This is a genomic window from Nostoc mirabile CHAB5784 (assembly GCF_020829645.1).
Classification (GTDB): domain Bacteria; phylum Cyanobacteriota; class Cyanobacteriia; order Cyanobacteriales; family Nostocaceae; genus Nostoc; species Nostoc mirabile.
On record NZ_JAIVFS010000028.1, the window covers coordinates 40,042 to 62,838 of the forward strand.

The 22,797-nt window shown below is 42.6% G+C and carries 22 protein-coding genes; 10 read left to right on the top strand and 12 right to left on the bottom strand.

Annotation, left to right across the window (positions count from 1 at the left end; genetic code table 11):
• Positions 1-42: 42 nt before the first annotated feature.
• Positions 43-2,817 carry a U32 family peptidase gene (locus LC653_RS19115; protein ID WP_229496159.1) on the bottom strand — a complete coding sequence of 925 codons (2,775 nt, stop codon included), beginning with the start codon at positions 2,815-2,817 and terminating at the stop codon, positions 43-45.
• Positions 2,818-3,063: 246 nt separating this feature from the next.
• Between LC653_RS19115 and LC653_RS19120 the strand changes: the two genes are divergently transcribed.
• The 4 genes from LC653_RS19120 to LC653_RS19135 are packed head-to-tail and all read left to right on the top strand — an operon-like array spanning position 3,064 to position 4,342.
• On the top strand, positions 3,064-3,348 hold the full coding sequence (locus LC653_RS19120; protein ID WP_229496161.1) for a type II toxin-antitoxin system TacA family antitoxin: 285 nt from the start codon (positions 3,064-3,066) through the stop codon (positions 3,346-3,348).
• Positions 3,338-3,859, top strand: coding sequence for a GNAT family N-acetyltransferase (locus LC653_RS19125; RefSeq protein ID WP_229496163.1), 522 nt, complete (start codon positions 3,338-3,340; stop codon positions 3,857-3,859). The genes LC653_RS19120 and LC653_RS19125 overlap by 11 nt, the downstream gene beginning before the upstream one ends.
• A 40-nt stretch (positions 3,860-3,899) precedes the next feature.
• Positions 3,900-4,112 carry a type II toxin-antitoxin system HicA family toxin gene (locus LC653_RS19130; protein ID WP_229496165.1) on the top strand — a complete coding sequence of 71 codons (213 nt, stop codon included), beginning with the start codon at positions 3,900-3,902 and terminating at the stop codon, positions 4,110-4,112.
• Positions 4,112-4,342, top strand: a complete 231-nt coding sequence (locus LC653_RS19135; RefSeq protein WP_109012102.1) for a type II toxin-antitoxin system HicB family antitoxin — start codon at positions 4,112-4,114, stop codon at positions 4,340-4,342. The genes LC653_RS19130 and LC653_RS19135 overlap by 1 nt, the downstream gene beginning before the upstream one ends.
• Positions 4,343-4,371: 29 nt before the next feature.
• On the opposite strand, the gene LC653_RS19140 is transcribed toward LC653_RS19135, so the two are convergent.
• The 6 genes from LC653_RS19140 to LC653_RS19165 form a co-directional block, all read right to left on the bottom strand.
• Entirely contained in the window at positions 4,372-4,917 is a 546-nt protein-coding gene (locus LC653_RS19140; protein WP_229496167.1) for a hypothetical protein, read from the bottom strand.
• Between the two features lie 110 nt (positions 4,918-5,027).
• Positions 5,028-5,462 carry a restriction endonuclease gene (locus LC653_RS19145; RefSeq protein WP_229496169.1) on the bottom strand — a complete coding sequence of 145 codons (435 nt, stop codon included), beginning with the start codon at positions 5,460-5,462 and terminating at the stop codon, positions 5,028-5,030.
• 116 nt (positions 5,463-5,578) lie between these two features.
• Positions 5,579-6,196: a Uma2 family endonuclease gene (locus LC653_RS19150; protein WP_229496171.1), complete on the bottom strand. Its 618-nt coding sequence runs from the start codon at positions 6,194-6,196 to the stop codon at positions 5,579-5,581.
• Positions 6,197-6,367: 171 nt separating this feature from the next.
• Positions 6,368-8,176 (bottom strand): ABC transporter ATP-binding protein, encoded by a 1,809-nt coding sequence (locus LC653_RS19155; protein ID WP_229496239.1) that lies wholly within the window; start codon positions 8,174-8,176, stop codon positions 6,368-6,370.
• Between the two features lie 207 nt (positions 8,177-8,383).
• Complete coding sequence (locus tag LC653_RS19160) at positions 8,384-9,514, bottom strand: aldo/keto reductase (RefSeq protein ID WP_229496241.1); 1,131 nt, start codon at positions 9,512-9,514, stop codon at positions 8,384-8,386.
• 209 nt (positions 9,515-9,723) lie between these two features.
• Positions 9,724-10,221, bottom strand: a complete 498-nt coding sequence (locus LC653_RS19165; protein ID WP_012406891.1) for a bifunctional nuclease family protein — start codon at positions 10,219-10,221, stop codon at positions 9,724-9,726.
• 340 nt (positions 10,222-10,561) lie between these two features.
• Between LC653_RS19165 and LC653_RS19170 the strand changes: the two genes are divergently transcribed.
• Positions 10,562-11,242 carry a riboflavin synthase gene (locus LC653_RS19170; RefSeq protein WP_229496173.1) on the top strand — a complete coding sequence of 227 codons (681 nt, stop codon included), beginning with the start codon at positions 10,562-10,564 and terminating at the stop codon, positions 11,240-11,242.
• 104 nt (positions 11,243-11,346) lie between these two features.
• Here the strand turns inward: LC653_RS19170 and LC653_RS19175 are convergent, their stop codons facing one another.
• The gene (locus tag LC653_RS19175; protein ID WP_229496175.1) at positions 11,347-12,978 is read right to left on the bottom strand and encodes a M23 family metallopeptidase; all 1,632 of its coding nucleotides are present in this window, start codon (positions 12,976-12,978) and stop codon (positions 11,347-11,349) included.
• A 90-nt stretch (positions 12,979-13,068) separates the two neighbouring features.
• Positions 13,069-13,887, bottom strand: coding sequence for a biotin--[acetyl-CoA-carboxylase] ligase (locus LC653_RS19180; protein ID WP_229496177.1), 819 nt, complete (start codon positions 13,885-13,887; stop codon positions 13,069-13,071).
• 77 nt (positions 13,888-13,964) lie between these two features.
• On the opposite strand from LC653_RS19180, the gene pgeF reads away from it, so the two are divergent.
• Positions 13,965-14,750 carry a peptidoglycan editing factor PgeF gene (gene pgeF / locus LC653_RS19185; protein WP_229496179.1) on the top strand — a complete coding sequence of 262 codons (786 nt, stop codon included), beginning with the start codon at positions 13,965-13,967 and terminating at the stop codon, positions 14,748-14,750.
• A gap of 318 nt (positions 14,751-15,068) precedes the next feature.
• Here pgeF and LC653_RS19190 read toward each other — a convergent pair whose 3' ends face one another.
• Both LC653_RS19190 and csaB read right to left on the bottom strand, forming a co-directional pair.
• Positions 15,069-16,226, bottom strand: a complete 1,158-nt coding sequence (locus LC653_RS19190; RefSeq protein ID WP_229496181.1) for a glycosyltransferase family 87 protein — start codon at positions 16,224-16,226, stop codon at positions 15,069-15,071.
• A gap of 480 nt (positions 16,227-16,706) precedes the next feature.
• Entirely contained in the window at positions 16,707-17,750 is a 1,044-nt protein-coding gene (csaB, locus tag LC653_RS19195) for a polysaccharide pyruvyl transferase CsaB (RefSeq protein ID WP_229496183.1), read from the bottom strand.
• Positions 17,751-18,164: 414 nt separating this feature from the next.
• On the opposite strand from csaB, the gene LC653_RS19200 reads away from it, so the two are divergent.
• The 4 genes from LC653_RS19200 (at position 18,165) to LC653_RS19215 (ending at position 20,815) form a co-directional block, all read left to right on the top strand.
• Positions 18,165-18,500, top strand: coding sequence for a DUF2499 domain-containing protein (locus tag LC653_RS19200; RefSeq protein WP_118167662.1), 336 nt, complete (start codon positions 18,165-18,167; stop codon positions 18,498-18,500).
• A complete protein-coding gene (locus LC653_RS19205; protein WP_229496185.1) occupies positions 18,497-18,781 on the top strand; it encodes a DUF3593 domain-containing protein in 285 nt (94 codons plus the stop codon). Before LC653_RS19200 ends, LC653_RS19205 begins: the two co-directional genes overlap by 4 nt.
• 280 nt (positions 18,782-19,061) lie before the next feature.
• Positions 19,062-19,835, top strand: a complete 774-nt coding sequence (gene hisA / locus LC653_RS19210) for a 1-(5-phosphoribosyl)-5-[(5-phosphoribosylamino)methylideneamino]imidazole-4-carboxamide isomerase (protein ID WP_229496187.1) — start codon at positions 19,062-19,064, stop codon at positions 19,833-19,835.
• A 329-nt stretch (positions 19,836-20,164) separates the two neighbouring features.
• Positions 20,165-20,815 (top strand): Uma2 family endonuclease, encoded by a 651-nt coding sequence (locus LC653_RS19215; protein WP_229496188.1) that lies wholly within the window; start codon positions 20,165-20,167, stop codon positions 20,813-20,815.
• 871 nt (positions 20,816-21,686) lie between these two features.
• Here LC653_RS19215 and LC653_RS19220 read toward each other — a convergent pair.
• Positions 21,687-22,766 (bottom strand): coiled-coil domain-containing protein, encoded by a 1,080-nt coding sequence (locus LC653_RS19220; RefSeq protein ID WP_229496190.1) that lies wholly within the window; start codon positions 22,764-22,766, stop codon positions 21,687-21,689.
• Positions 22,767-22,797: the final 31 nt, after the last annotated feature.

The following is a 22,797-nucleotide window of genomic DNA, read 5'->3' on the forward strand; positions in this document are numbered from 1 at the left end:
CCGTAGGGTAATAATTACGAATTACGAATTATAAATTACGAATTATTTTGACACTCCCATAGGGCCACGAGTCACGCCTAATTGATTTTGCAGTTTCAACTCACGCCAGAGTTGAGAACCTGTAATCTCACCTTCCAGTAGTTGACTGTAGCAATGTATTGTTTTACTCACTTGTTCTGGTGTTTCATTGACAAACTCGATGCGAAAGCGACGTAATCCCAGTTCTATGAGGCACTGTACGTACTCGGCTCCCGTTTGAGCAGTGCCGTTAAATACAGTATTGCGACAACCTACATCCGCTTTGAGGACATGTTCGCTACCAACGCGATCGCGCAATTTCACTTCCTGCTTTTCACAAGGTCGTCCACAGTTAGTGTAGTCTGTACCTGTCGATAGAAAGGCACAAAAGACACAATGCTCCATGTGAAACATCGGTACATGTTGATGGATTGTTACCTCAAACCACTGGGGTGGACAACTGGTGAGCAGGTCTTGCAGTTGGGTAATATTCAGGTCGTAGGATGCCGTTAGCCTTTCTAAACCAAAGCGTTGCTGAAAGTAGTCTGCTGTTAAGGGATTAGCAACGTTGAGCGAAAAATCTCCAATACAACGGTCTTGAGCAAAGAATTGCAATTGGTCATAATTCCGTATTAGATAGCCATCTGCTTCACAGGCACGGACTTGCTGCAAAATCCAATTTTCCCCCGATTTAGTAATTCGGGGTGGTGCAACCCAGATAGTGGGGAGTGGGGAGTGGGGAGAGACGCGATTAATCGCGTCTGTACAGGAGTATTGAGTAGAGACGCGATTAATCGCGTCTGTACAGGAGTATTGAGTAGAGACGCGATTAATCGCGTCTGTACAGGAGTATTGAGTAGAGACGCGATTAATCGCGTCTGTACAGGAGTTGGGAGTGGGGAGTGAAGAATTGTCTGCTTTGTTTTTCTGCTGTTGTTGGCGTACCATTTGCACCGCGTCTCGGTAGGCGCGGGGATCTTCAAATTCACAGTAGAGGGTTTCAATACCAGCTTTGAGGGCAGCTTGGAGTTGTTTGAGGTTTCGTACTAAGACGATGAGTGAGGGAGATGAGGGAGATGAGGGAGATGAGGGAGATGAGGAGGGGAGTAAGTCTTTCAAAGAGATATCAGAATGTAATTCCCAGCGTTTGGGTTGACTTCGCAATTCTTCCAACTGCACGACGATTTCCCGCCGCATCCGGTTTAACTCACTTACGGGTAGCATAATCGCACCGATGAGGTGGTTGGTTAGTGTTTCTAAACAGAAAGGTGTGTTGCCGAGACGACCGAATTGTTCTTGTAAACGGTCTGTATCTAGGGGTTTGGTGTGCGCTTCTACTAGTGAAATTGCTGACTCTACCTGTACAATATTACCGAGTCGATCGCGGGCGATCGCAATCAATGGCTGACCAACTTCTCCATAAACCTCCAAGTCAATCGGACGCTGAAATTGTGGGTTCTCGCCAGCAAAACTCTGACGCACTTGCTTATCTAATTCTGGATCGCTGGTTTTCCAAATGCGATCGCCTATATGCACTCGGCGCAGGTTCAAGTCATTTCGCCCAAAGGTAAGCAAAGTTTCTTTACCTTTGGACACCACAGCATAAACCCGACCGCCTTCTTCCTTCGCCTCTGGATGTCCGCAGTCAAATACAATTCCATCTCCCGGTTTTACAGGCGCTTCCAGTCTGACTGTTATTTGTTCGTTGTGAATGCGACTGACTTCACCTAAATAAACCCCACGTTTTTTACCAAAGCGGGCGTGAACTAGTTCCTGATTATTAATTCCGCTAAACCAACCCGTGTAGAGTCCGCGAGAAAATGCCATTTCTAGGTTGTAGTGTTCTTGATCTGTTGCCCGTTGTTGATTAAGCGGAAGATCCCCCCAACCCCCCTTCAAAAGGGGGGCTATGTTCTCCCCTTTTGAAGGGGGTCTAGAGGGGATCTCCTCCATCACCCGATCTAGCGCTTGTCGATAAACACGGGTGACATTAGCAACATATTCTGGGGCTTTCAAACGACCTTCAATCTTGAGACAAGTTACTCCAGATTTCACCAAATCTGGCAAAACATCTAACCCTGCTAGGTCTTGAGGACTGAGTAAATATTTGCGTTCTTTTAAATTCACAACTTCCCCATCAGCGATTAAATCGTAGGGCATCCGGCAAGCTTGGGCACATTCACCTCGGTTGGCAGAACGTCCGCCTAAAGCCTCGCTAGTCAAACATTGACCAGAATACGCTACGCACAAAGCACCGTGAACAAAGACTTCCAAGGGTAGTGAAGTTTCTTGTTGGGCAATCTGCTGCTGAATTTTATTGATTTCCTGAAGAGAACATTCACGCGCCAGCACCACTAACTGACAACCGAGGGACTTGGCAAATTCCACTCCAGCCGCACTGGTGATGGTCATTTGCGTGGAAGCATGGATGGGAAAATCGGGCGAGAGGTGACGGATGAGACGGCATATACCCACATCCTGGACAATCACCGCATCCACACCTGCTGCAATAATTGTGCGGAGATATTGCTGTGCTTCTGCCAGTTCTTTGGGAAAGATTAGTGTGTTGACAGTGACATAACCCTTTACGCCGCGACGATGCAAGAATGTCATCAATTGCGGTAAGTCTGCCTCAGTAAAGTTTTGTGCCCGCATTCTGGCGTTGAAGCGATCCAAACCGAAGTAAATCGCATCTGCCCCATTTTCCACAGCAGCTTTAGCACAGTCCCAATTACCTGCTGGCGCGAGTACTTCAGGACGTTGAAGGGAGGGTTGGGAAGGGGAGCGATCGCTTTTCATCAGATTTAGGGAGGGTTAAGTAGCACCATAGTGATTTTATCTAAGTTGGTGGGGAATGGTTGGGGATGGCGCGATGTCTAACGACAAGCCGCTTCTCTTCTTAGGCTACGCCAACGCGTCTACGCTAGTGTTTTAATTCACCTTGAGGTGATGAAAAATGATCCTGTTTCCAAATAGTGTGTGTACATTGTCCACCAATATTAGTTATGCTGTAAATAGAGACTCAGCTAAAGGTGGGAATTAGCCATGTCAGAAACATCATCTGCAAAAGATTGCCGCATCGATTTACGAGTTACGCAAGAGCAAAAAGAACTATTAGAACGGGCTGCGAGTCTTAAAGGAATTTCTTTGAGTGCTTATACACTTTTTCATGTTTTGCCAGTTGCCAAGCAAGATATAGATGCAAATGAAAGGCTGGTGCTGTCTAATCTTGATAGAGATTTGTTTATGTCAGTAATGGAAAATCCGCCAGAACTGAAGGGAAAACTCAAATCTGCTATTCACAAATATAGACAGAAGTATGACAAGTGATAGCGAGGCAAGATGGAATTTTGTACCAATTGATAAAAAGCATCAAAGAGATTCTTTTGATTGCGGTTATGCAATTTTGAATGATTATCTTAAGAAATATGCACGGCAAAATCATAATAGGGGAATTGCTAAAACATTTGTAGCAATTCCAGCATCAGGAAGCTTGAATATTGATGGCTATTATATTGTCAGTGGTAGCGTTATTGAGTATGAATCCTTACCAGAATCTTATCAGAGTGGAATGCCAGCCTATCCAATTCCAGCAATGCTGATTGGGAGATTAGCTGTAGATAATTCGGTTAAAGGACAAGGTTTGGGAGGCGAATTGTTAGTTGATGCTCTCTATCGTGCTGTTCGTGTTTCTCAAGAAATTGGTATGTACGCCGTGAGAGTTGATGCTATCGATTTGCAAGCAAAGGAATTTTATCTCAAGTATGAGTTTATTCCTTTTCAAGACAATGAACTCTCACTATTTCTGCCGATAGCAACGATAGTTAGAGAGTTTGGTTAACTTAATTAGGGAAATATCAAAGGATTTAAATTTAGGGTAGATGCCCAAGAAAATTAGAGAGTTAAAAGCTATTTTGTTGAAAACTGGGTTTGTGTATCGTCCTGCAAAAGGTAGTCATACCTTCTGGACTCACCCATTGATACCTGATGAACCAGTTACCATTGCGGGAAAAGATGGAGACGATGCACCCCGATACTTGGAAAAGCAAGTCAATCGTGTTTTGAAACAACTAGGAGAAATAGAGGAAGAATAATGAGCGATCGCTACAGTATGGTAATTCAATGGTCAGATGAGGATAATTGCTACTTAGTACACTTACCGGAATTCCCTTGGCAGCAATTCCACACTCATGGTAAGAGTTATGAAGAAGCCGCTAAACACGGACAAGAGGTGATTGAATCTCTGATTGAATGGTATGAAGAGCAAGGAAAACCTTTGCCAGAGCCAATTACTTTTCCTCAGAAACCGTTAAAAGTGGCTTAAATCTTCGCTTTGATTATTTATTAATCAATTTAAACTGTAGGTGTAGCAGCAACTGATGATAAAAAATTAATCAGGTCTTGTATTAATGGATGTTGTTGCAATGTCTGTATTTCATCATCACTAGCACTAGTTAGTATTTTCTGAATAACTGGCGTATCTTTGCCGAAAACTGCTTCTAAAAATCTTTTTGGCTTGCTCTGAGCAAGTTGCCATTCTAAATCAGTAAAGCTACGTTCAGCTAATTTTTCAATCAACGGACGATTTTGTACTAAGACTATCTCTATTTCTGGAACTGCCAGTAAAACTTTAAAAGGAATACCAGGAGATGCTTGACGGAGTAAATAATTGAGTGTGTCTAATTGTTCGCTAACAAGTGAATCATCTTCTGTATCTGCATCCGTCACCAAAGCAACAGGAATTGCTCTAGTAACCAAAAGTGTACTCGCTAGTGATTGCGCTCCATACTTACCCGAACCATTTACAAATTTAATTTCTTGAATAATACGTTGTGGTAGCAATCGGTTTAAAATTAGTATGTCTTGATTTCCTTCTGTAAATATATAAGCTTGTGTCATATTTTAGCCTCAATTCTAATATTGTAATCGGGAAAACCATGTTCAATACAATGTCGATATTTTTTGACTAGCGACCTACTTATACATTTATTTTGGAGCGAATACTTAATTTATTCTCCTTCCCATAAAAGTATAGTTTGGGGTGAAACCAATCTCGCTAACTTCACAGCATTTGGTGTAAATCCCTTACGACTAAATACAATATCAGTAATTGTTGCAGGTCTGCGTAGTAGTTGATTTCTTAGCTTTGCAATTGGTGAAATATCAATCGGTTCACATTCATCTTTGCATTCTATAATATAAGCTAATCCTTCTGAATAAACTACCCCATCAATTTGTTCTAATTCGTCTCCATCGACTCTTACGCTATAAGGCCAGGTTACTTCAGCGGCATCCAGTTCAAAGGCTCGTAAAACTAGATATTCTAATGCTTTACCTGCACCCCAACCAGGAGTATCACCTGACTCAATTTCTGACCACAGTTGGATTAAATCATCCCAGTTATATTTTGCAATTTTAGCTTCATACTCCTTACCTGTAGGCATGATTTTGTTTTAATTATAGTACTGCTGTTCTGTCTTCAGAAAACACATACTGAATAATTTACTTTATTTACTTTACGTTAAATTGCGATGCCTACGGCGGGCTACGCCTACGCACCTTACCCCAATCCCTCAACATCAGCACTTTCCCCTTCCGACTCAACCGGCTCAAACTTCACTTTGTTGTATAAATCCTGTAGTGAAATCTCAAAGGGTACGGTTACAAGTGCGATCGCTTCATCTTCTTCGTCATATTCACGAAACGCCCATTGCTTTTTCCCAGTTTTGGAAAATTGCTCTACATGAATCCGAGTTTGGTCAATTAATAAATATTCTTGGAAAGTAGAAATTGTTCGGTAAGCCTGAAATTTATCTTCGCGATCGTAGTTTTTAGTAGATTTAGACAAAACCTCAACAATAACTTGGGGATTTGTAATAATATCTGTACGGTTGTTGAAAAATTCTGGTTCACCAGCTATTACTGTCACATCTGGATACGTGTAGATACGCTTTTGATGTATCCACAGACGCATATCGCTATTAAACACTTCGTATTCTTCTTGTCTGAACGCGAAGTTTAACATAGCATAGAAATTACCAGCTATCCGATTGTGATTTACTGTTCCACCCGCCATAGGAATTATTTGCCCATCAATGTATTCACTTTTGTAGTCAGCAGCTTCTTCTAGCTCTAAATATTCCTCTGGGGTATAGTATCGCTGTTTTGTGATTTGCATAATTTTATCAGGTAGCAATGTTTAACGATACGGAGCGTCTAGTGACCCATGTTTACCGAACAGGTTAACATGGTTTGATAGAGGTGCTATGTGCTTTGTAGAAAGTGAGCGTAGGCGCAGCCCGCCGTAGGCATCGCTATCTCAATTCACAAAATCTGTTAGCTTCCTTTCCTATTGATAACCGGCTGCTTGCAACATAAACAACTTGGCATAACGTCCTTTTAGCTGTAACAACTCTTCGTGAGTTCCCTGTTCTATAACTTCCCCGTTTTCTATAACTACGATTTTGTCAGCCATTCGTACCGTTGAGAAGCGATGGGAAATCAAAAGTACCATCTGATTTTGAGTAATAGCGCGAAAATGATTGAAAATCTCAAACTCAGCTTGGGCATCTATTGCTGATGTTGGTTCATCTAACACCAAGATATCTGCTTGCGATCGCATAAAAGCACGAGAGAGGGCAATTTTCTGCCACTGTCCCCCAGAAAGTTCCTGTCCTCCCTTAAACCAACGACCAAGCTGAGTCTGGAAGCTTTGGGGTAATTGGTTAATAAAAGATTGGGCCATGCCTTTTTGGGCAGCAGTTTGCCAACGGGTTTTATTTTCGAGATGTTCTACATCACCTACGCCAATATTCTCACCCACACTAAACTGGTAGCGGACAAAGTTCTGAAAAATTACACCAATGCGACGCCGCAGCACATCCACATCCCATTCCTGCAAGTCCAAGCCATCTAAGAAAATTCGCCCAGAGTCAGGGGTGTAGAGTCGGGTAAGTAGTTTGATTAAGGTAGTCTTACCAGAACCGTTTTCACCGACAATTGCCAGTTTCTCTCTGGGTTTTAAATGCAGCGAAATGTTTGTCAACGCTGGCTTAGAACTTCCTGGATAAGTAAATGATACGTTCTCAAAACGAATACCATCTTGAGGATTTAACCCAATGGTTGCTTTACCCCAAGATGTTGGTACTTCTTCTTCCAGAAAATCATAAAGATTTGATAGATATAGGTTGTCTTCATACATTCCTCCAATAGAAGTGAGGGCATTGGAGAAAGTAGACTGTCCTTGGCGAAACACAGTGAGATACATTGTCATATCTCCCAAGGAAATCTTACCTCGCACTGTTTCCAGTACAATCCAAGCATAAGCTAAGTAAAAAGCACCCGTACTGACTAAACCCAGGAGATACCCCCACAGTCCTCGCCGCAGAGTCAAATCGCGGTCTTCGCCATAGAGTTGATCGAATAGGTTGCGGTAACGCCCTAGCAACATCTCTCCCAGTTGGTAGAGTTTGACTTCTGTGACAAAATCTTCTCTTGCTAGCAGATTTTCTAAGTAGTGCTGTTGACGAGTTTCTGCCGCACGCCAACTAAACAAGCGAAAGCCTTCTCCAGCAAACTTTGTTTCGGCAATAAATACAGGCATAGCTGCCAAAATCAACACCACCACCGCCCAACCTGAGAAATTTACTAGCAAAATACCGTAGGTGAACAGGGAAAGAGCATTTTGCACTAACCCAAAGGTGCGGTTTACTAAGGAAAGGGGACGAACTGATGCTTCTCGTCGGGCATTGGTCAATTTGTCATAAAATTCTGAGTCTTCAAACTGCCTAAGATCCAGTGTCAGCGCCTTTTCTAAGATGAGTACATTCACTCGCTGACCCATTAGCGCTCGCAATAACGACTGACAAATGATGATTCCCCGTTGACTGCCTGCTAGTAAAATTACAGCGATCGCTTCTAATCCTACATAAAATAGGGAGGGATAAATATTGACAAAACCATTGCTTTCTGAGTTAACTTGAGAGGCAAATACCACTGCATCAACAATTAACTTACTGATGTAGGATATTGCCGCCGGTAAAAGACCAGCCACTAAAGTTAAACTAGCCAGAAGAATAGTAAGCGATCGGCTAGTAGTCCATACTAGGCTTACAGCCCGTCCACTGTAGCGGAAAACCGTCAGTGATTGGCGCAGGATATTTCTTTTTTTTTAATCTTCATCTTTTGTTGGGCGAGATACCCCAGCTTGGGCGGATCTTTCTAATTCTTTTAATCTTTATATAATTTTAACAACAAACAACTCAGGAGCTAGAATGACGAGTGTGCGACTGGGTGGTGAATCCTATACTGAGGTTAACGGATATTCTGACTACTGAATTCTGACTCCTGATTTCTGTTTACATTCCTATCCCCACAATCTTCTACCTGCTTTCCCACTTAATTTTTGGTGAGCATCTTCCAACAAAGCTGGAATATCTAACTTTTCTGGACACCGAGGCAAACAGTCACCGCATTCTGTACAACGGTTGCCTTTCATTCCAGGGAACCAATGACCGGCATTTTCAAACATTCCGTAACGATATTGCCCATAGTCAGTCATATCGTATGCCACTGCAAGATTTCGTAACCGCAATACTTCTGGAATATTGATATTTTCTGGACAGGGCAAACAAGCATAACATTGGCTACACTTATCAGTTTTTAAAGCAACTTTTTGGTGATTTTCTAACCGCTCAAAAACAGAAATTTCTGCTGATGTTAACTCTCCATCATCGTCAGCGATTCGCAAAGGTTCCCTTAATTCATCTGGGTTCGCTGGGCCGATACTCAAAGTAGTAATACGGCTATCAGAAAGTAAAAAGCGATAGTTTAATTCTAAAGGTAAATACGGAGAACACAGGTCTTTTAGAGTTTGGGGTGGTGTGTAGAGGCGTCCTCCCTTATCGGCAGGGGAAATAATGAAAATGCCCATGTTCTTTTCGGCAGCTAGTTGAATCGCTGGTGCGTGCCGTTGGAAAAAATAGTAATAATGCAGATTGACAAAATCAAAAAAATCTGTATTAATTGCTGCCTGAATTACCTCTAATGACCCGTGGCTGGAAAAACCAACGTGTCGGACTCGACCATCAGCAACAGCTTCTTCTACGGCTTGCATACAGCCATTTTTGGCTTGCACCCACTCTAAATGTTGCCAAGTGTTCAAGCCATGAACGCCTAAGCAATCTAAATAATCTAGCTGTAATCGTTCTAGGGATTCGTCGATGCACCGACGCATGGTATCAGCATCTGCTGTGGCTGAGATTTTGGTAGTGATATAAAGCCTCGTTCGGGGTACTGACAACCCAGCTTTTAGCGCCCTACCAAGATACTCCTCACTTTTGCCGTAACCTCTGGCGGTTTCTAGATGATTAATTCCTAGCGCTAAGGCTTGTTCAATGGTCTGGTGAGCATTTTCAAAAGAAGCCAAGTAGCGCATTGTTCCCAGAGAAAAAACCGAGAGGCGCAGATTCGTTTTCCCAAAGCGTCGGTATTGCATCTTTAACAAAGAGTTAGGAGACGCGATTAATCGCGTCTGTACAGGAGTTAGGAGAGACGCGATTAATCGCGTCTGTACAGGAGTTAGGAGTTGAAGGAAGTAATTCATAACTCTTAACTCCTAGCTTTTTTTGCTTAGGAGTTAGGAGTTGAAGCAAAATCACTCATAATTCCTAACTCATAACTCATAACTCATAACTCATAACTTTTTTAACTGTCGCCATTACCAAAGCGCTTAATCAAATCTTCAGGACGGAGATTGGAAATAAATTCACGGAAGGCTTGCTGTTCGGCTTCATCTGCATCACGATCAACAGGGATAGAAGCATCGGCAATAACTTCTTCCATTACCCAAATGGGGGTATTTGTACGGAGGGCAATGGCGATCGCATCGCTAGGACGCGCATCAATTTCTTTTTTGACCTCGCCTTGCTGGACAATTAAAGCCGCATAAAATGTATCCTTTTGCAGGGAATGAATAATTACCTTTTCTAGAGTCATATTCCAAGTCTCTAGAAGATTCACAATCAGGTCGTGGGTTAAGGGTCTGGGAGGCTTCTGATTCTCCAGCGCACCCATAATTGCCCTAGCCTGTTCCTGACCGATGTAAATTGGCAAAGCCCGCCGATCTGAAGAATCTTTCAAAAGTACGATCGGGCTGCGGGTTATGGCATCTAATGCTATGCCAGCGACTTTCATTTCAATCATTGCCTAAGCCTCTACAATGCTTCGATAGCCTTGGATGCCGTGTAACAAATAGTACCCCTTTTTTGGCGGTTTTGCGACAGTAATAAACATAAGCATTCGTTCTCTATAATTGCTTCTATTAAACTCCGAACTTGTGGTGAAAACCAGAGTAAGTCAAATTGGTCTTCTTCGACAATAACCTTCTTACCCAAGTATGCCTTGTGAAGGATGCTAATGTGTTAATATCCCTATACCAAAAAAAGTCAAAAAATATACTTGGACGTTCAAGATTTATGTGACAATTACCAATTGATTTCAAGCAAAAGTAGGCAATAAATAGAGTTAGTTTGACAAAAAAGCCGTGTTTACAGGATTAATCCAGGCATTAGGAACGATGGAACCCTTAGGGGGCGATTCTTGGCAAATTACTTGTGTAAGCCATTCGGGTGAAGTAATTATGCAAGATTTGGCTTATGGTGACAGTGTTGCAGTAGATGGCGTTTGCTTGACAGTAGAAAAAGTTTTAAAAGATGGGTTTATTGCCACGGCTTCACCGGAAACGCTACGCCGCACAACTTTGGGAGGTGAGCGAAGGCAACAGAGATATGTCAATTTAGAAGCGTCGCTAAGGGTGGGCAGTAAAGTTGGCGGTCATTTTGTGATGGGTCATGTAGACGGCATTGGTCGATTGCTAGTGGCAGAACAAACTGCTAGTTCTTGGGAAATGACCTTTATTGCATCCGAGGCGATCGCACGGTATATTGTCCCCAAAGGTAGCATAGCTGTTAATGGCATCAGTCTCACAGTAGCCGCTTATGAGCCAGAAATCTCCCAGTTCAAGGTGGCAGTAATTCCCCTCACATACACCGATACAAATCTTCGCTATTTGGTTTCTGGAAGTTTGGTGAATCTAGAAGGGGATATTCTCGGCAAATACGTCGAAAAATTCGTTTACCCTGGAAACTCACAGACCACAGCCCCTGATGAAATTAGTATGGATGGCATTACACCCGCATTCCTAGCAGAACACGGGTATTTGTAACTAAAAAAGTTAGAAGTTAGAAGTAGAGACGCGATTAATCGCGTCTGTACAGAAGTTAGGAATTTTAAATTCATAACTCTTCACTCCTCACTCCTAACTTTCTTCTAGCTTCCTGGTTCCTGGCTTACCTGAGCAGTTTGCAAGCCTCGTACTACCTGGCTGAGGGCGCTTTGTAATTGCACGCCTGGGTCAGTAGCAACCCACCCGCTCGGTGTCAAATGGCGAACTTCAAAGTGCAGATGAGGGCCTGTGGAGTTCCCGGTACTACCAACTCTCCCGATGACAGTTCCAGGTTGTACCCACTGACCAGGTTGAACAAAGATTTCTGACATGTGACCATAGAGAGTTTGTTCAGCCGATTTGTGATTCAGGGTAACCGTTAAACCATAACCGCCCAACCAGTTAGCAGTTTCCACTTGACCGGCGGCGGCGGCCAAAACTGGCGTACCCGTAGGCGCACCTATGTCTGTACCAGCATGGAAACGTTGATTACCTGTGATTGGATGAACTCGCCAACCAAATACAGAAGTAATGGTAGCGGGTATAGACAATGGATACATCATTCCCGTACCACTATATGCAACTCTCCCCGTGTAGGGGATTTGTGGCAATACTGATGCTAGTGAGAAGTCGTAAGCTACGTTGCTGGGACGGGGTGCAATGTTGCCATCTGCCATTGGTGGAGGTAAAGTACCGCCACTGGGTGCGATGGGAGTTGCACTCACTCTCGTGGGGCTGAACTCGGCAGGACTCGGAATAAACCGATTAGGGCTAAATCCGCTTTTGGTGACACCGCTAGAACCACTTTGAGTTGGAGTACCACGCCATCTGCTAGTGTTGCCAGTAGAAGATGCAATCTGCCGCACAGGTGGAACTACTGGTAATTGTGCATTTTGACTTCTTCTAAGCCAAGTAGGTGCTGGTTTCCTATTAGAATCAGCTACACTCCTTTGCGGTACTTTGGCGCAAACGCCGCCTAATACACTTTGCCCTGATGGCAAAATGGCTCGACAACCACTGGAGCGTTCTGTGACAATTACAGAATTTGGTGCTTGATAAGTACCTGTCGCACCACTGTCATAACTATTAGGATCAATATAGGCGTTATTATAATCCTTGGTTTTTTCCGCCGTTGCACTGACAGGGCTGTTCGAGTTATTTGATGGTTGAGCAACTTCTGGAAGTTTTTCAGGTAAAGAGCGGAAAGGGGTATTGGGTTTTTCCTGTCTTACCCGTGCAGGAGTAACCTGGGAGGCTTCTACCTTGGGTTTTGACTGTCTAATAATCACAACAGGTTGGGCAGCTTCGATTTTGGGTGTAGACTGCCTAACTGGCTCTTTTGATTGAGCAACCTCTGGCTTGCCTAATCTCTTTCTGAGTCTGGCTCGCCGTTGGGAAAATTCCGGTTGCGCTTGAGCGGCTTCGGGTGCAACAGCCTGCTTTTTCAAGCCGAGCGGAGTCGTACCACTTCGTGGAAGCAAGCTACGCGTAGCGTCTGGCAGAGAGGCTTTAACTGGATTTGTAACTGCTGTTGGCTGGGAACTTTCAACTGTGGGAACTATGTTGTCTATTTGTGTTTCCGTTTGGGCAAACACAAAGCCGCCGCTAAGGAGGCTAACGCTACTCAGCCAACAGAGGCTCTGGGCTGGTAGCGTCGAGGCAAAGCGTTTTTTCGTCAAACCTTGCTGCCATAAGTAATGCAAACGATGAGGGGCAGAATTATTGCGCTGCGTCATTTGTTCTCTCAGTTGTGTGTAATTAGCCTAAAGAGATGATGCTAGTGGTTTGTCTTGCCCAAAGAGCGGAATTTTGAACAAACCTCAAATTTAAACGGAAGATTTATGGTACCCCAAACTGATTGTACCGGGTTCAATATAAATTTCCGGTGTAATTAGTTCCTTTGTCTCATGTGTTTCTAAATCAACTCGTAAATTTCCTTGAAGAGTCACCCCAACTACTTTACCTGAAAGATTGTTGACGTAGACGCGATCGCCCATATTTATAAGCAAATCTAAATAGCGAGACAAGAGTACCTTTACTCCTTCTCGGCAAAGGCACTCCATACCGGATTCTATTCCCAGCAAGACTGTAGAGGTTAGCATTTCCAGACAAGAAATTGGTCTGAAATCTTGGGAAGCTTGCCACGATTCCAGATTTATTCCAGTTTCGGGTACTGGGTTTGTCCAGTTAATACCAACACCAATTACTGCTTGGGTGATTTGTCCTTTGTTTACTTTGGTTTCTGTCAAAATGCCGCCTAGTTTGCGACCATTTAAAACTAAATCATTGGGCCATTTTATCCCAACATCTACACCGCATTGGCGCAATTGAGACGCAATTCCCCAAGCAGTAGCAAAAGTTAGCTGGTAGCTGTCAGTAGCCTCTATTTTGTGGTCTAAAGAAATCGCCACGGAAACATATAATCCGCCAACAGGAGAAATCCACTGGCGTCCCCATTGTCCCCGCCCAGCAGATTGCACAGTTGCGATTACTACTGTTCCTGAAATGGCCCCTTGGTTGAGTAAGTTCCAGAGGGTTTGATTTGTTGAAGAGACACTTTCAAAAAAGTGGAGGGAAAATGGTAAATATGTATACTTACGCCCTGCTTTCAAGGCTGCTTCCAAGTTTTGCAAATTAAATCCCACAGCAGTTAACCCAAATTCCGTTGTTCAAGTTAGCATTGATTGGCTAATGAGTGATTTCTGTTTAGGTTTGGTTGAAGATGCACACTTGGCACTGGCGCAATTGGGAAGGACTGCCCTATCTAACTTGTAGTCTTCTGGAACGTTGGCATCACGGCTTCTTTACCCAGCAGTTTTGGCCGCGATCGCCACAAGTTATCACAGAAGTATTGCAACCAGAGGCATTAGTCTATCGCTTAAAGCAGGTTCATGGCAATACTGTTCTCACCCCCCAAGAAGTTGAAAGCTTCTTGGGCACTGTTGAGGAAGATTTAGCATCGGCAGATGGTTTAGTTAGCGAACAGTCTCTACAAGCCGTTTGGGTAGCTAGTGCAGATTGTACACCCGTGTTGATTGGGGATGTGCAAACTGGACGGGTGGCAGCATTACACGCAGGCTGGCGAGGGACTGCCAAGAAGATTGTCCCATTGGCGATCGCTCGATTACAATCTCAAGGCAGCAAACTCGATAATTTACGTATTGCGATGGGGCCAGCGATCGCTGGTGAGGTTTACCAAGTCTCTATCGAAGTGGCTGCTGAAATCGGAGCTAGTATTATACCATATAACGACGAAGAAAAAATTGTTCAAGCATTACATGAGCTACCAAATTCACCCTTACTAGAAGATCCCAATCCTGGAAAGGTACGGCTTGATGTGCGGCGAGTGAATACCTTACAACTGGAAAACATGGGAATTAGTGCAGAACAAATTGCGATCGCACCTTATTGTACTTTCCAAACTCCAGAGCATTTCTTTTCTTACCGCCGGGAGAAAGAGAAAAAAGTTCAATGGTCAGGAATTGTTAGCGGTAAAACGAATCAGTAACCCCTATTTTCAAATTAGATTCTCATCTAAGATCGGAACTTGGAGAATGGAAAATATTCTTGCTAAATCTTGACTGAATTGGTTTAGGGAACTTAACTGCTCACCAATATCTTAAGGGTTAATAAACATTTCGGTTTGTTAATGACTCAAACCATTAGCGCTGTGTTTGAGTAAGGTAATAGACTTTTAGCTGTTAGCCATCCACATATATTTTATATGCCATTTTCCCTGTTCATATCTAGACAAAAACTTAACTCAAGGCTTCACTCAACAACTCACAGTGCATTAAAGCACCATCCACCAAAGATTGCATTTTCTCTAATCATATTTCATAACCTGTTTTTGACGAAGGGAACTAATTGCTAAGACTAAAATACTCAGGGTGATACCTAAAACTGCATAACTCGGTAGGGCGAAAATAGTTACTTTCATAATGTATGGCAATTCCCCTGCTTTCACGTTCCAGCGATTTGCTAGAGAGCCGATGAGCCAGCCATGAATAACTGCTGTTTGCACTGCAAGACAGCAAACCCCTGCTAACCAAATAGACATTCTTCTCCTAGAGAATTTACAATGCCTGATCTGATAGAGCAAATCATTTAGCAAAAAAATAACAGCAGGTATTAACATCACAGAACTAGTTTCCTGTGAATAGTTAATGCCAATACTCAAGCAACAAACTAGTACCATTTCTGCTAAATATATATTTTTTGACCAGTCGGCGAGAGATTGTTGTAGATACCAGTACCAACCGGCAAAACCAACAAGTATCAGAACAATTAAGTTTGAAAAAAGCTTGGCAAAGAATGGGTTATTGGGAAGTAATCTCGGGCCCACAACCATCAAATCCAGGCGACTAATCGAAATATAAGGGCTAACTGAGGGATCGTTTTGCCAGAGTGAAAATCCACGAGATGCATCCGACAGGAATTGTGTCAAAGAATTACCTGTCAAGGCTAGACCTAAAAATGCTAGAACAGTTACTGTGACAACAGATACAAAAACTAGATAAAACCGTCTTTTAAGTAGAAAATATAAAACGAATAATGCAGCTAATGTTGGTTTACAAAGGGCAAGCCCCAAGCAAACTCCTGCTGGAATATCCTGATGTTTTCTAGCCCAGATAAACATCCATAAGATCAGAACTGCAATAAAAATTGCAACATTACCAACTTGAAGATCGCGAACTACGCCATAAATCAAGACAACCGAGATTGTGCAAATAGTTCTCAAAGCTAGCGAATTCGACTCCAGCAGGATATTCGCCCCCCATAAAGCCAAACCGATTGCTAATATATGCATTACAAGCCAGATTGTAAATGCAGTATTGATCGAAAAATAAGCGAGAAACCAGATGAGAGGAATAACATTAGGTGGATAGACAAACGGCGGAATAAAGTCACACACCTTAGTTATGGTACAAAAACTTTGATTAAAAATCTCTAAATTAAAAGGACTCAAATGCTGATGAGCCAATTTACTCGCCACATAATACCATTTAAAATCCCATAAAGGTGGATCTGGCTGGTTTAGAAAATAAACTAGCCAACCTGTATAACAGAGGAATCTTGTAACGACTAATACAACACCTGCTTGGAGGAGGAAGTTAATAATTGGTTGACGAAAAAATTGTATCAACCGTTGCATCAGTGAAGATTTTAAGAATAAAGAATTTTTCCAGGCTGCCTTTTCTTCATCTAATCGCCAATTATTTTTGAGAACTAAAGCAACTAAGATTACTATAATTAGGTTCCAAAAGCCAAAGCTTATCATCGGAATAATCTCAAGATTTATGTCTGTATATTTTACACAATCTTACTGGTATATTAACTTGTGAAAATTACTGATTTTTTACCGGAATCAATTTACAAAATTTTGACCAAAAACCCCGCTTCCATTGATTACCATAGCGGTTATCGGTTGCGTGCAATCCGTCCGCTTATTGGGGTTTTAGTCTTAATTATTATAAAAAGCTTGGCTCAATAACTCGCGGTGCATTAATGCTCTATCTACTAAAGATAGTATTTGCTCTGGTGATAAGGGATCACCATTAGCGTAATGCTCCATCCAAGTCAGACTAATCAAATTGGGGTCATCTGGTAAACTAGCTAAATCCCATCCAGGCATTTCCAAGTCTTCCATGAGACGATTTACCTTAGGATCATAACTGAGAGCAAAGCAGCGACAACCAACAGATGCTGCCATAATCAAGCTGTGCAGGCGCATCCCAATTGCCATCTCCACGCCGCGAAACACACCTTTCAAAAGTTGCGGATCTTCCAGACATAAAATCTTGCTGACATCTTTAAGGTGTGGTTGGATGGCTTCGGCAATACTTAAATCTTCACTTTTTTGAAATGGCAGTAGTAAAATAAAAGCCCGCGTAGCTTTTTGAAAGTCAACCAAAGCACGAGTTAAGTTTGCTAAACGTGTTTCTGTAAGTTGGGGATGCGATCGCAACGTTAGTGCAACTCTCGGCGCAGGTAAATCCCAAAGTCCTGGAACTGGTTTAGATTCCAACGCCCAAACCGGGTCAGGAGCTATAATACAAGGAATTTGCCAATCAAATAATAAAGCAGCACTGGCGCGATCGCGGACACTAATTTTGGTACAATTACCAAAGGTTTGCCGTGCCAACCAACGAGTTTGCGGACGCACTAACGGGCCAATACCCTGCGCCCAAGCAACAGTTTTCAAACCCATTTTTTGCGCCAATGCCATCAGTCCCCCATAATATAATGGGCTGATAGTGCTGGTAACATCTTGAATGAGACTCCCGCCGCCCCAAATCAAGGCATCACTTGAGCGTAAAGCTTGTAGTACAGGTAAGGGAGCCATGCGATCGCAGGTTTCTACATTGTAGCGATCGCGCGTTTCCTCTGGATTCCCCGAAAGTACCACAGGGGTTACGTGAGATGGTAACATTTGCAAAAGCGTTGCCAACAAAGCTTCGTCACCACCATTACCTTTACCGTAATATCCAGACAATAACGCCCGCATCTTGACCATTTTGGATTTTAGATTTTGGATTTTAGATTAATAGTTATTATTAAATGAATCTCTGTCCCTGATACAGATGGTAAACTCATTGCCAAGTTCTACTTTGAATAGTGCAGAAGATAGTTAGAACCTCCTCTGAACTCGGACGTTGAGCCTCTGAACTCGACACTTGAGCCTTTGAACTCGACACTTGAGCCTTTGAACTCGACACTTGAGCCTCAGAACTCGGCACTTGAGCCTTTGAACTCGGACGTTGAGCCTTTGAACTCGGAATCTTTAAAATTCTAAAAGAACAAGTGAAGATTTTGTTGAAACAAATATAAAATTCAAGCTACATATCACCTTGACAGTGCTACTCCTAACTCCTAACAGACGCGATTAATCGCGTCTCTACTCCTAACTCCTAACTTTCTTATGCACGCCCTTTCGATTCCCACCTGGATTATTCATATTTCTAGCGTTATTGAGTGGATTGTCGCCATTTGGTTAATTTGGACTTACGGCGAACTCACTAATAATCGCAATTGGTGGGGATTATCCCTTGCCATGTTACCAGCTTTAGTCAGCGCCATGTGTGCCTGTACCTGGCATTATTTCGACAACGCTGAATCTCTAGAATGGTTGGTAACGCTTCAAGCTACCATGACCTTAGTTGGTAATTTTACGCTTTGGGCAGCAGCGTATTTGATTTGGCGTTCTACCAAGTCTCCTAACACTGTCGAACCAAAACCTATAAAATCAGAGCAATGATTTCTAAAGAAACCCTGTTTGCACTTTCACTGTTTCCCTATTTGGGTTTCTTGTGGTTTATCAGCCGCAGTCCACAAATGCCGCGTTTAGCGCTGTATGGATTTTACGGCACTCTCGTCTTTGTTGCCATCACCATCCCAGCAGGGATTTATGCTGTATTGCATTATGGCAAGTTTTTGGCCGATGTAGATTGGTTGCACGGTAGTGCAGAATTATTTTTGACCCTTTCTAATATCTTGCTTGTGCTAGGTTTTGGGCAAGCTGTAAGGCAATTAAAATAATTCGTAATTCGTAATGACGCTCGCGGACTCGCTAACGCTGCGCTAACGTAAATTTTGTTTTGCATTAGCGAACGCGAGTGCGTCTCTAAGAGTTGCGTTAGCGAGTCCGCGTTCGCTTTTAGCGTCTCTTCGAGAGCGTCTGGGGATTTTAACCCCACCGCAAAACTTGTCGCGATTTAGAAGCGAGGGACTTAGACCCCTCAAAAATGTTAAAAATGAAAAACTAAAGATAATAAACCCAGCTATAGCTAGGGTTTTAATTGCAATGAGGAAGAAGTAAATGGATGTAATTCCAGCGATTGATTTATTAGAAGGTCGCTGTGTGCGACTGTATCAGGGAGACTACGATCGCTCGCAAGTTTTTAGCGAAAATCCTGCTGATGTTGCCAAACAGTGGGTAGATCAAGGTGCTACCAGATTACATATAGTTGATTTAGATGGTGCCAAAGCAGGTAAAGTAGTAAACCTGGGGGCAATTGAAGCGATCGCACAAGCGGTGTCAGTGCCTATTGAAATTGGTGGAGGATTGCGCGATCGCACCAGCGTGCAACAAGTATTCAATCTAGGCATACAGTGGGCAATTCTCGGCACCATCGCTGTAGAACAACCCCAGCTAGTGCAAGAACTGTGTGAAGAATTTCCTAGACAGATTATTATCGGCATTGATGCTCGTAATGGCCGCGTAGCAACTCGCGGTTGGTTAGAAACCTCAGAAGTTTTAGCAACCCAACTGGCTGTACAAATGCAAGAATTGGGTGCAGCCGCCATAATTTACACAGATATCCACCGTGACGGTACACTTATCGGCCCCAATTTAGATGCTTTGCGAGAACTTGCAGCAGTAATTTCCATCCCGATAATTGCTTCTGGCGGGGTAAGTTCTGTCACCGATTTATTGAGTTTGTTGGCATTAGAACCTCAAGGCGTGACTGGTGTGATTGTCGGACGTGCCTTGTATACTGGGGATATTTTACTCAAAGAAGCGTTGCGAGCGATCGGGCCTGGCCGGATTCAGGATATTCCACCGAATCTAGATTTTTCTACCTTTGCTTGACATTTTTGGACAAGTCTGTTGCGGAGGGTCTAAATCCCCGTTACAAAACTTAATTACGTTAGCGCAGCGTAAAGCCTTCTCTTCTCCCTACAGCCCTTCGGGCATCCTACGGCAGGCGCTAGCCTCTCACGAATGGGATTCGGGGAGACGCACTCGCGTTCGAGAGGCAACGCCTTCAGGATGGCTTCTCTACAAGACGCTACGCGCAGTGTTTCGTAGAGAGCGTCATTACGAATTACGAATTACGAATTACGAATTACGAATTACGAATTATTTTAACCAGTCCGGCTATTTGTTTTAGCTAAAGAGTGAACGGTACGGAGGATGAAATGGTTGTTAAACTGCAACTGCGCCAGATCGAGGTTCAACCAGGGCAGTACTTGACATTGCGCGAGATCAGTTGGGCAGAGTTTGAAGCAATTCTAGAGGAACTTGGAGAACATCGCGCTGCACGAGTTGCTTACTATCAAGGGCTGTTAGAGATTCGGATGCCTTCACCAGAACATGAAGTTGACAAAGAATTAATCGGCGACATGGTTAAAATTGTACTGGATGAGTTAGGACTTGACTGGGAACCTTACGGCTCGACAACATTTAAGCGATCGCAAATGGCAGCAGGTGTAGAACCGGATACCTGTTTTTATATCCAAAATGCTCGCCAAATGATCGGCAAGCGACGGTTAGATTTGTCAGTTGATCCACCACCAGATTTAGCAATTGAAATCGATGTTACCTCAAAGACCCAGCTTAGTGCTTATGTGGCGTTGGGTGTACCTGAACTTTGGTGTTACGGAGGCGGTAAGTTGCAAGTATTTGTCTTAAATCAAGCAGAATACGTTGAGATGCAAACTAGTCCTACATTTGGGAATTTGCCTGTGATTGAAGGAATATTGCAGTTTTTGCAATTTAGCTTTACAGAAGGATCTAGTACAGCGCGACGAGCATTTAGGCAGTGGGTACGTGAGGCATTAGCGCAGTAATATCAAGTTTGGTTAAATTGCCCACCCAATACACTTAAACTTAGGGCTATTTCGTTCTAGACATAAACCGCCCATAACTAAAGTTTTTCTCTTATAGCTAAAGTCCCTTTTAACGGACTATAACCTCTCCTCAGTCCTCTTTAGATGACTTTCGCTATTAGACTGGTGAATTCATTCTGAGGCGGGCTATATGAGAATGAAATAGCCCTGCACTTAAACTCGCTGACTCATATATTAAGATTTGTATTTATTCAGTTAAAAGTGAAGCTTCCTACAGATGTAACATTATTTACTAACTTTTTCTAGTTAAACTTCAATTTTCTGTGATATATTTCTGTAATCAACAATGCCCGTGATGTAGATAATATTGTAGTAAATTTTAAAATTTAGTATTATGTCTAGTCAAGAACAAAATTCCAATCAAGCATTTAAGCAAACAAAAGCTACCGGAACAAAGAAGAAGAAACCACAGCCTCCCGCAGACATCAAAAAACCAAGCAAAACCGAATAAAAAGCATTATATTAAGTGTACATCAGAGTAAGCTCTCGAAGAGCGGGGAGGGGGTTGGAGGTGGGGTTCTGTACCTACTCAACCGAGAACTACTATAGTTCCTTGTAGAGACTTAAATTAGGGACTTCCAAATAAAAAAATATTCCAAAACTGACGCGAAAATTCTCTCTATTTCTTCTCTCTCTGTGTTCTCTGCGTCTGGAGTGGTAGCCTTCGGCAAGCCCTCCGGGTTCAGCAGTCGCTCATGGGGGAAACCCCCAAGACCGCGCTGCTTCACCGCTTTGCGTCTACGTTTATTTGGATAATTTATTTCTTAGAAATCCCTTAAGTCTCTACAATTGTCATCAAAAAGAAATCAGCTTATTTGTTTTTCGCTTGAGTCTTTGCTTGTTCTAAAGCTATTTCTTTAATAGCCTGATATGAATTAACATTTGAAGTACCTTCAATAGCTTTAACTGCCAAATCTTGAACTTGTTTCAGGGCAGATTCAAGTTGTTTAGAAAGATTTTGAATCCGCGTCTCTTGATTAGTAATAGTTTGTTCTAGAGATTGCAGTCTTTGTTCATAAAAACGCTTTTGCCCTTCCACTTCTTTAGAATATAAATCTGATTTTACTTTAGCTTGGTAGTGGGCGATGCCTTTGCCTTCTTCTGTAGCTTTTTTGATGGCTGCTTCTTTATCTTTCGGAAAAGTCTCTACCTTTGCTTTTAATTCTTCAAATTGTTTCTCTCTCTCAGAAATTGCTTTCTCGCGTTCAGCCCACTGTTTTTCTGTTTCTTGTAGTAATTCTTCCAGTTGCTTATATAGTGCTTTCTGCTCTTGTTCGTATTCGTCACTTTGCAATTGTCGCTGGAGTTCTAAATTATACTTATACTCTGACGCATCGCGTTGCCGAGTTTTATTCAAGTTTTCATTCCGTTCTTTTATCGCCCGTTGCTGTTCCTCTTGTTCTTTTCCCCAAGTATTCCTTTGCTCTAATATTTCTTGAAATAACAGTTCAGAACGCTGGCTATATTCTTCCTGATAAGCTTTAGTATTATCTTCATAAGCTTGGATGAGAGTATCCAAAATATCATCAGAAATTTCTAAATTGTGCAGTTGTGTTAATTGTTGAATTTCTTCTTCTAAAGTTTGCCTGATTTCTTCTAACTTAGAAGCTTTTGTGGTTAGCTGTTCTGATAATTCATTAGCAGCACTGCCAAAACCTAATTGAATCTTCGCCAAGCTTTCAATTGTATTGTTCATCTTCTGTTGGACACTAGAAAGCTGAGTCATAGCTGTTTTTTGTTCTAATTTAGGCTGTTCTTGAGTTCCAGACTGGTTTTCCTTAGCAACTTGTTCAAGTTGCGATTTCAGCGCTGCTTTTTCTTTAGCTAACTCCTCATACGCCTGAAGAATTTCTACCTTAGTATTCTTATCAGTCGGCTTTTTCACCACCACAACAAACCTCCTCTTCAGGAATTAAGAATGA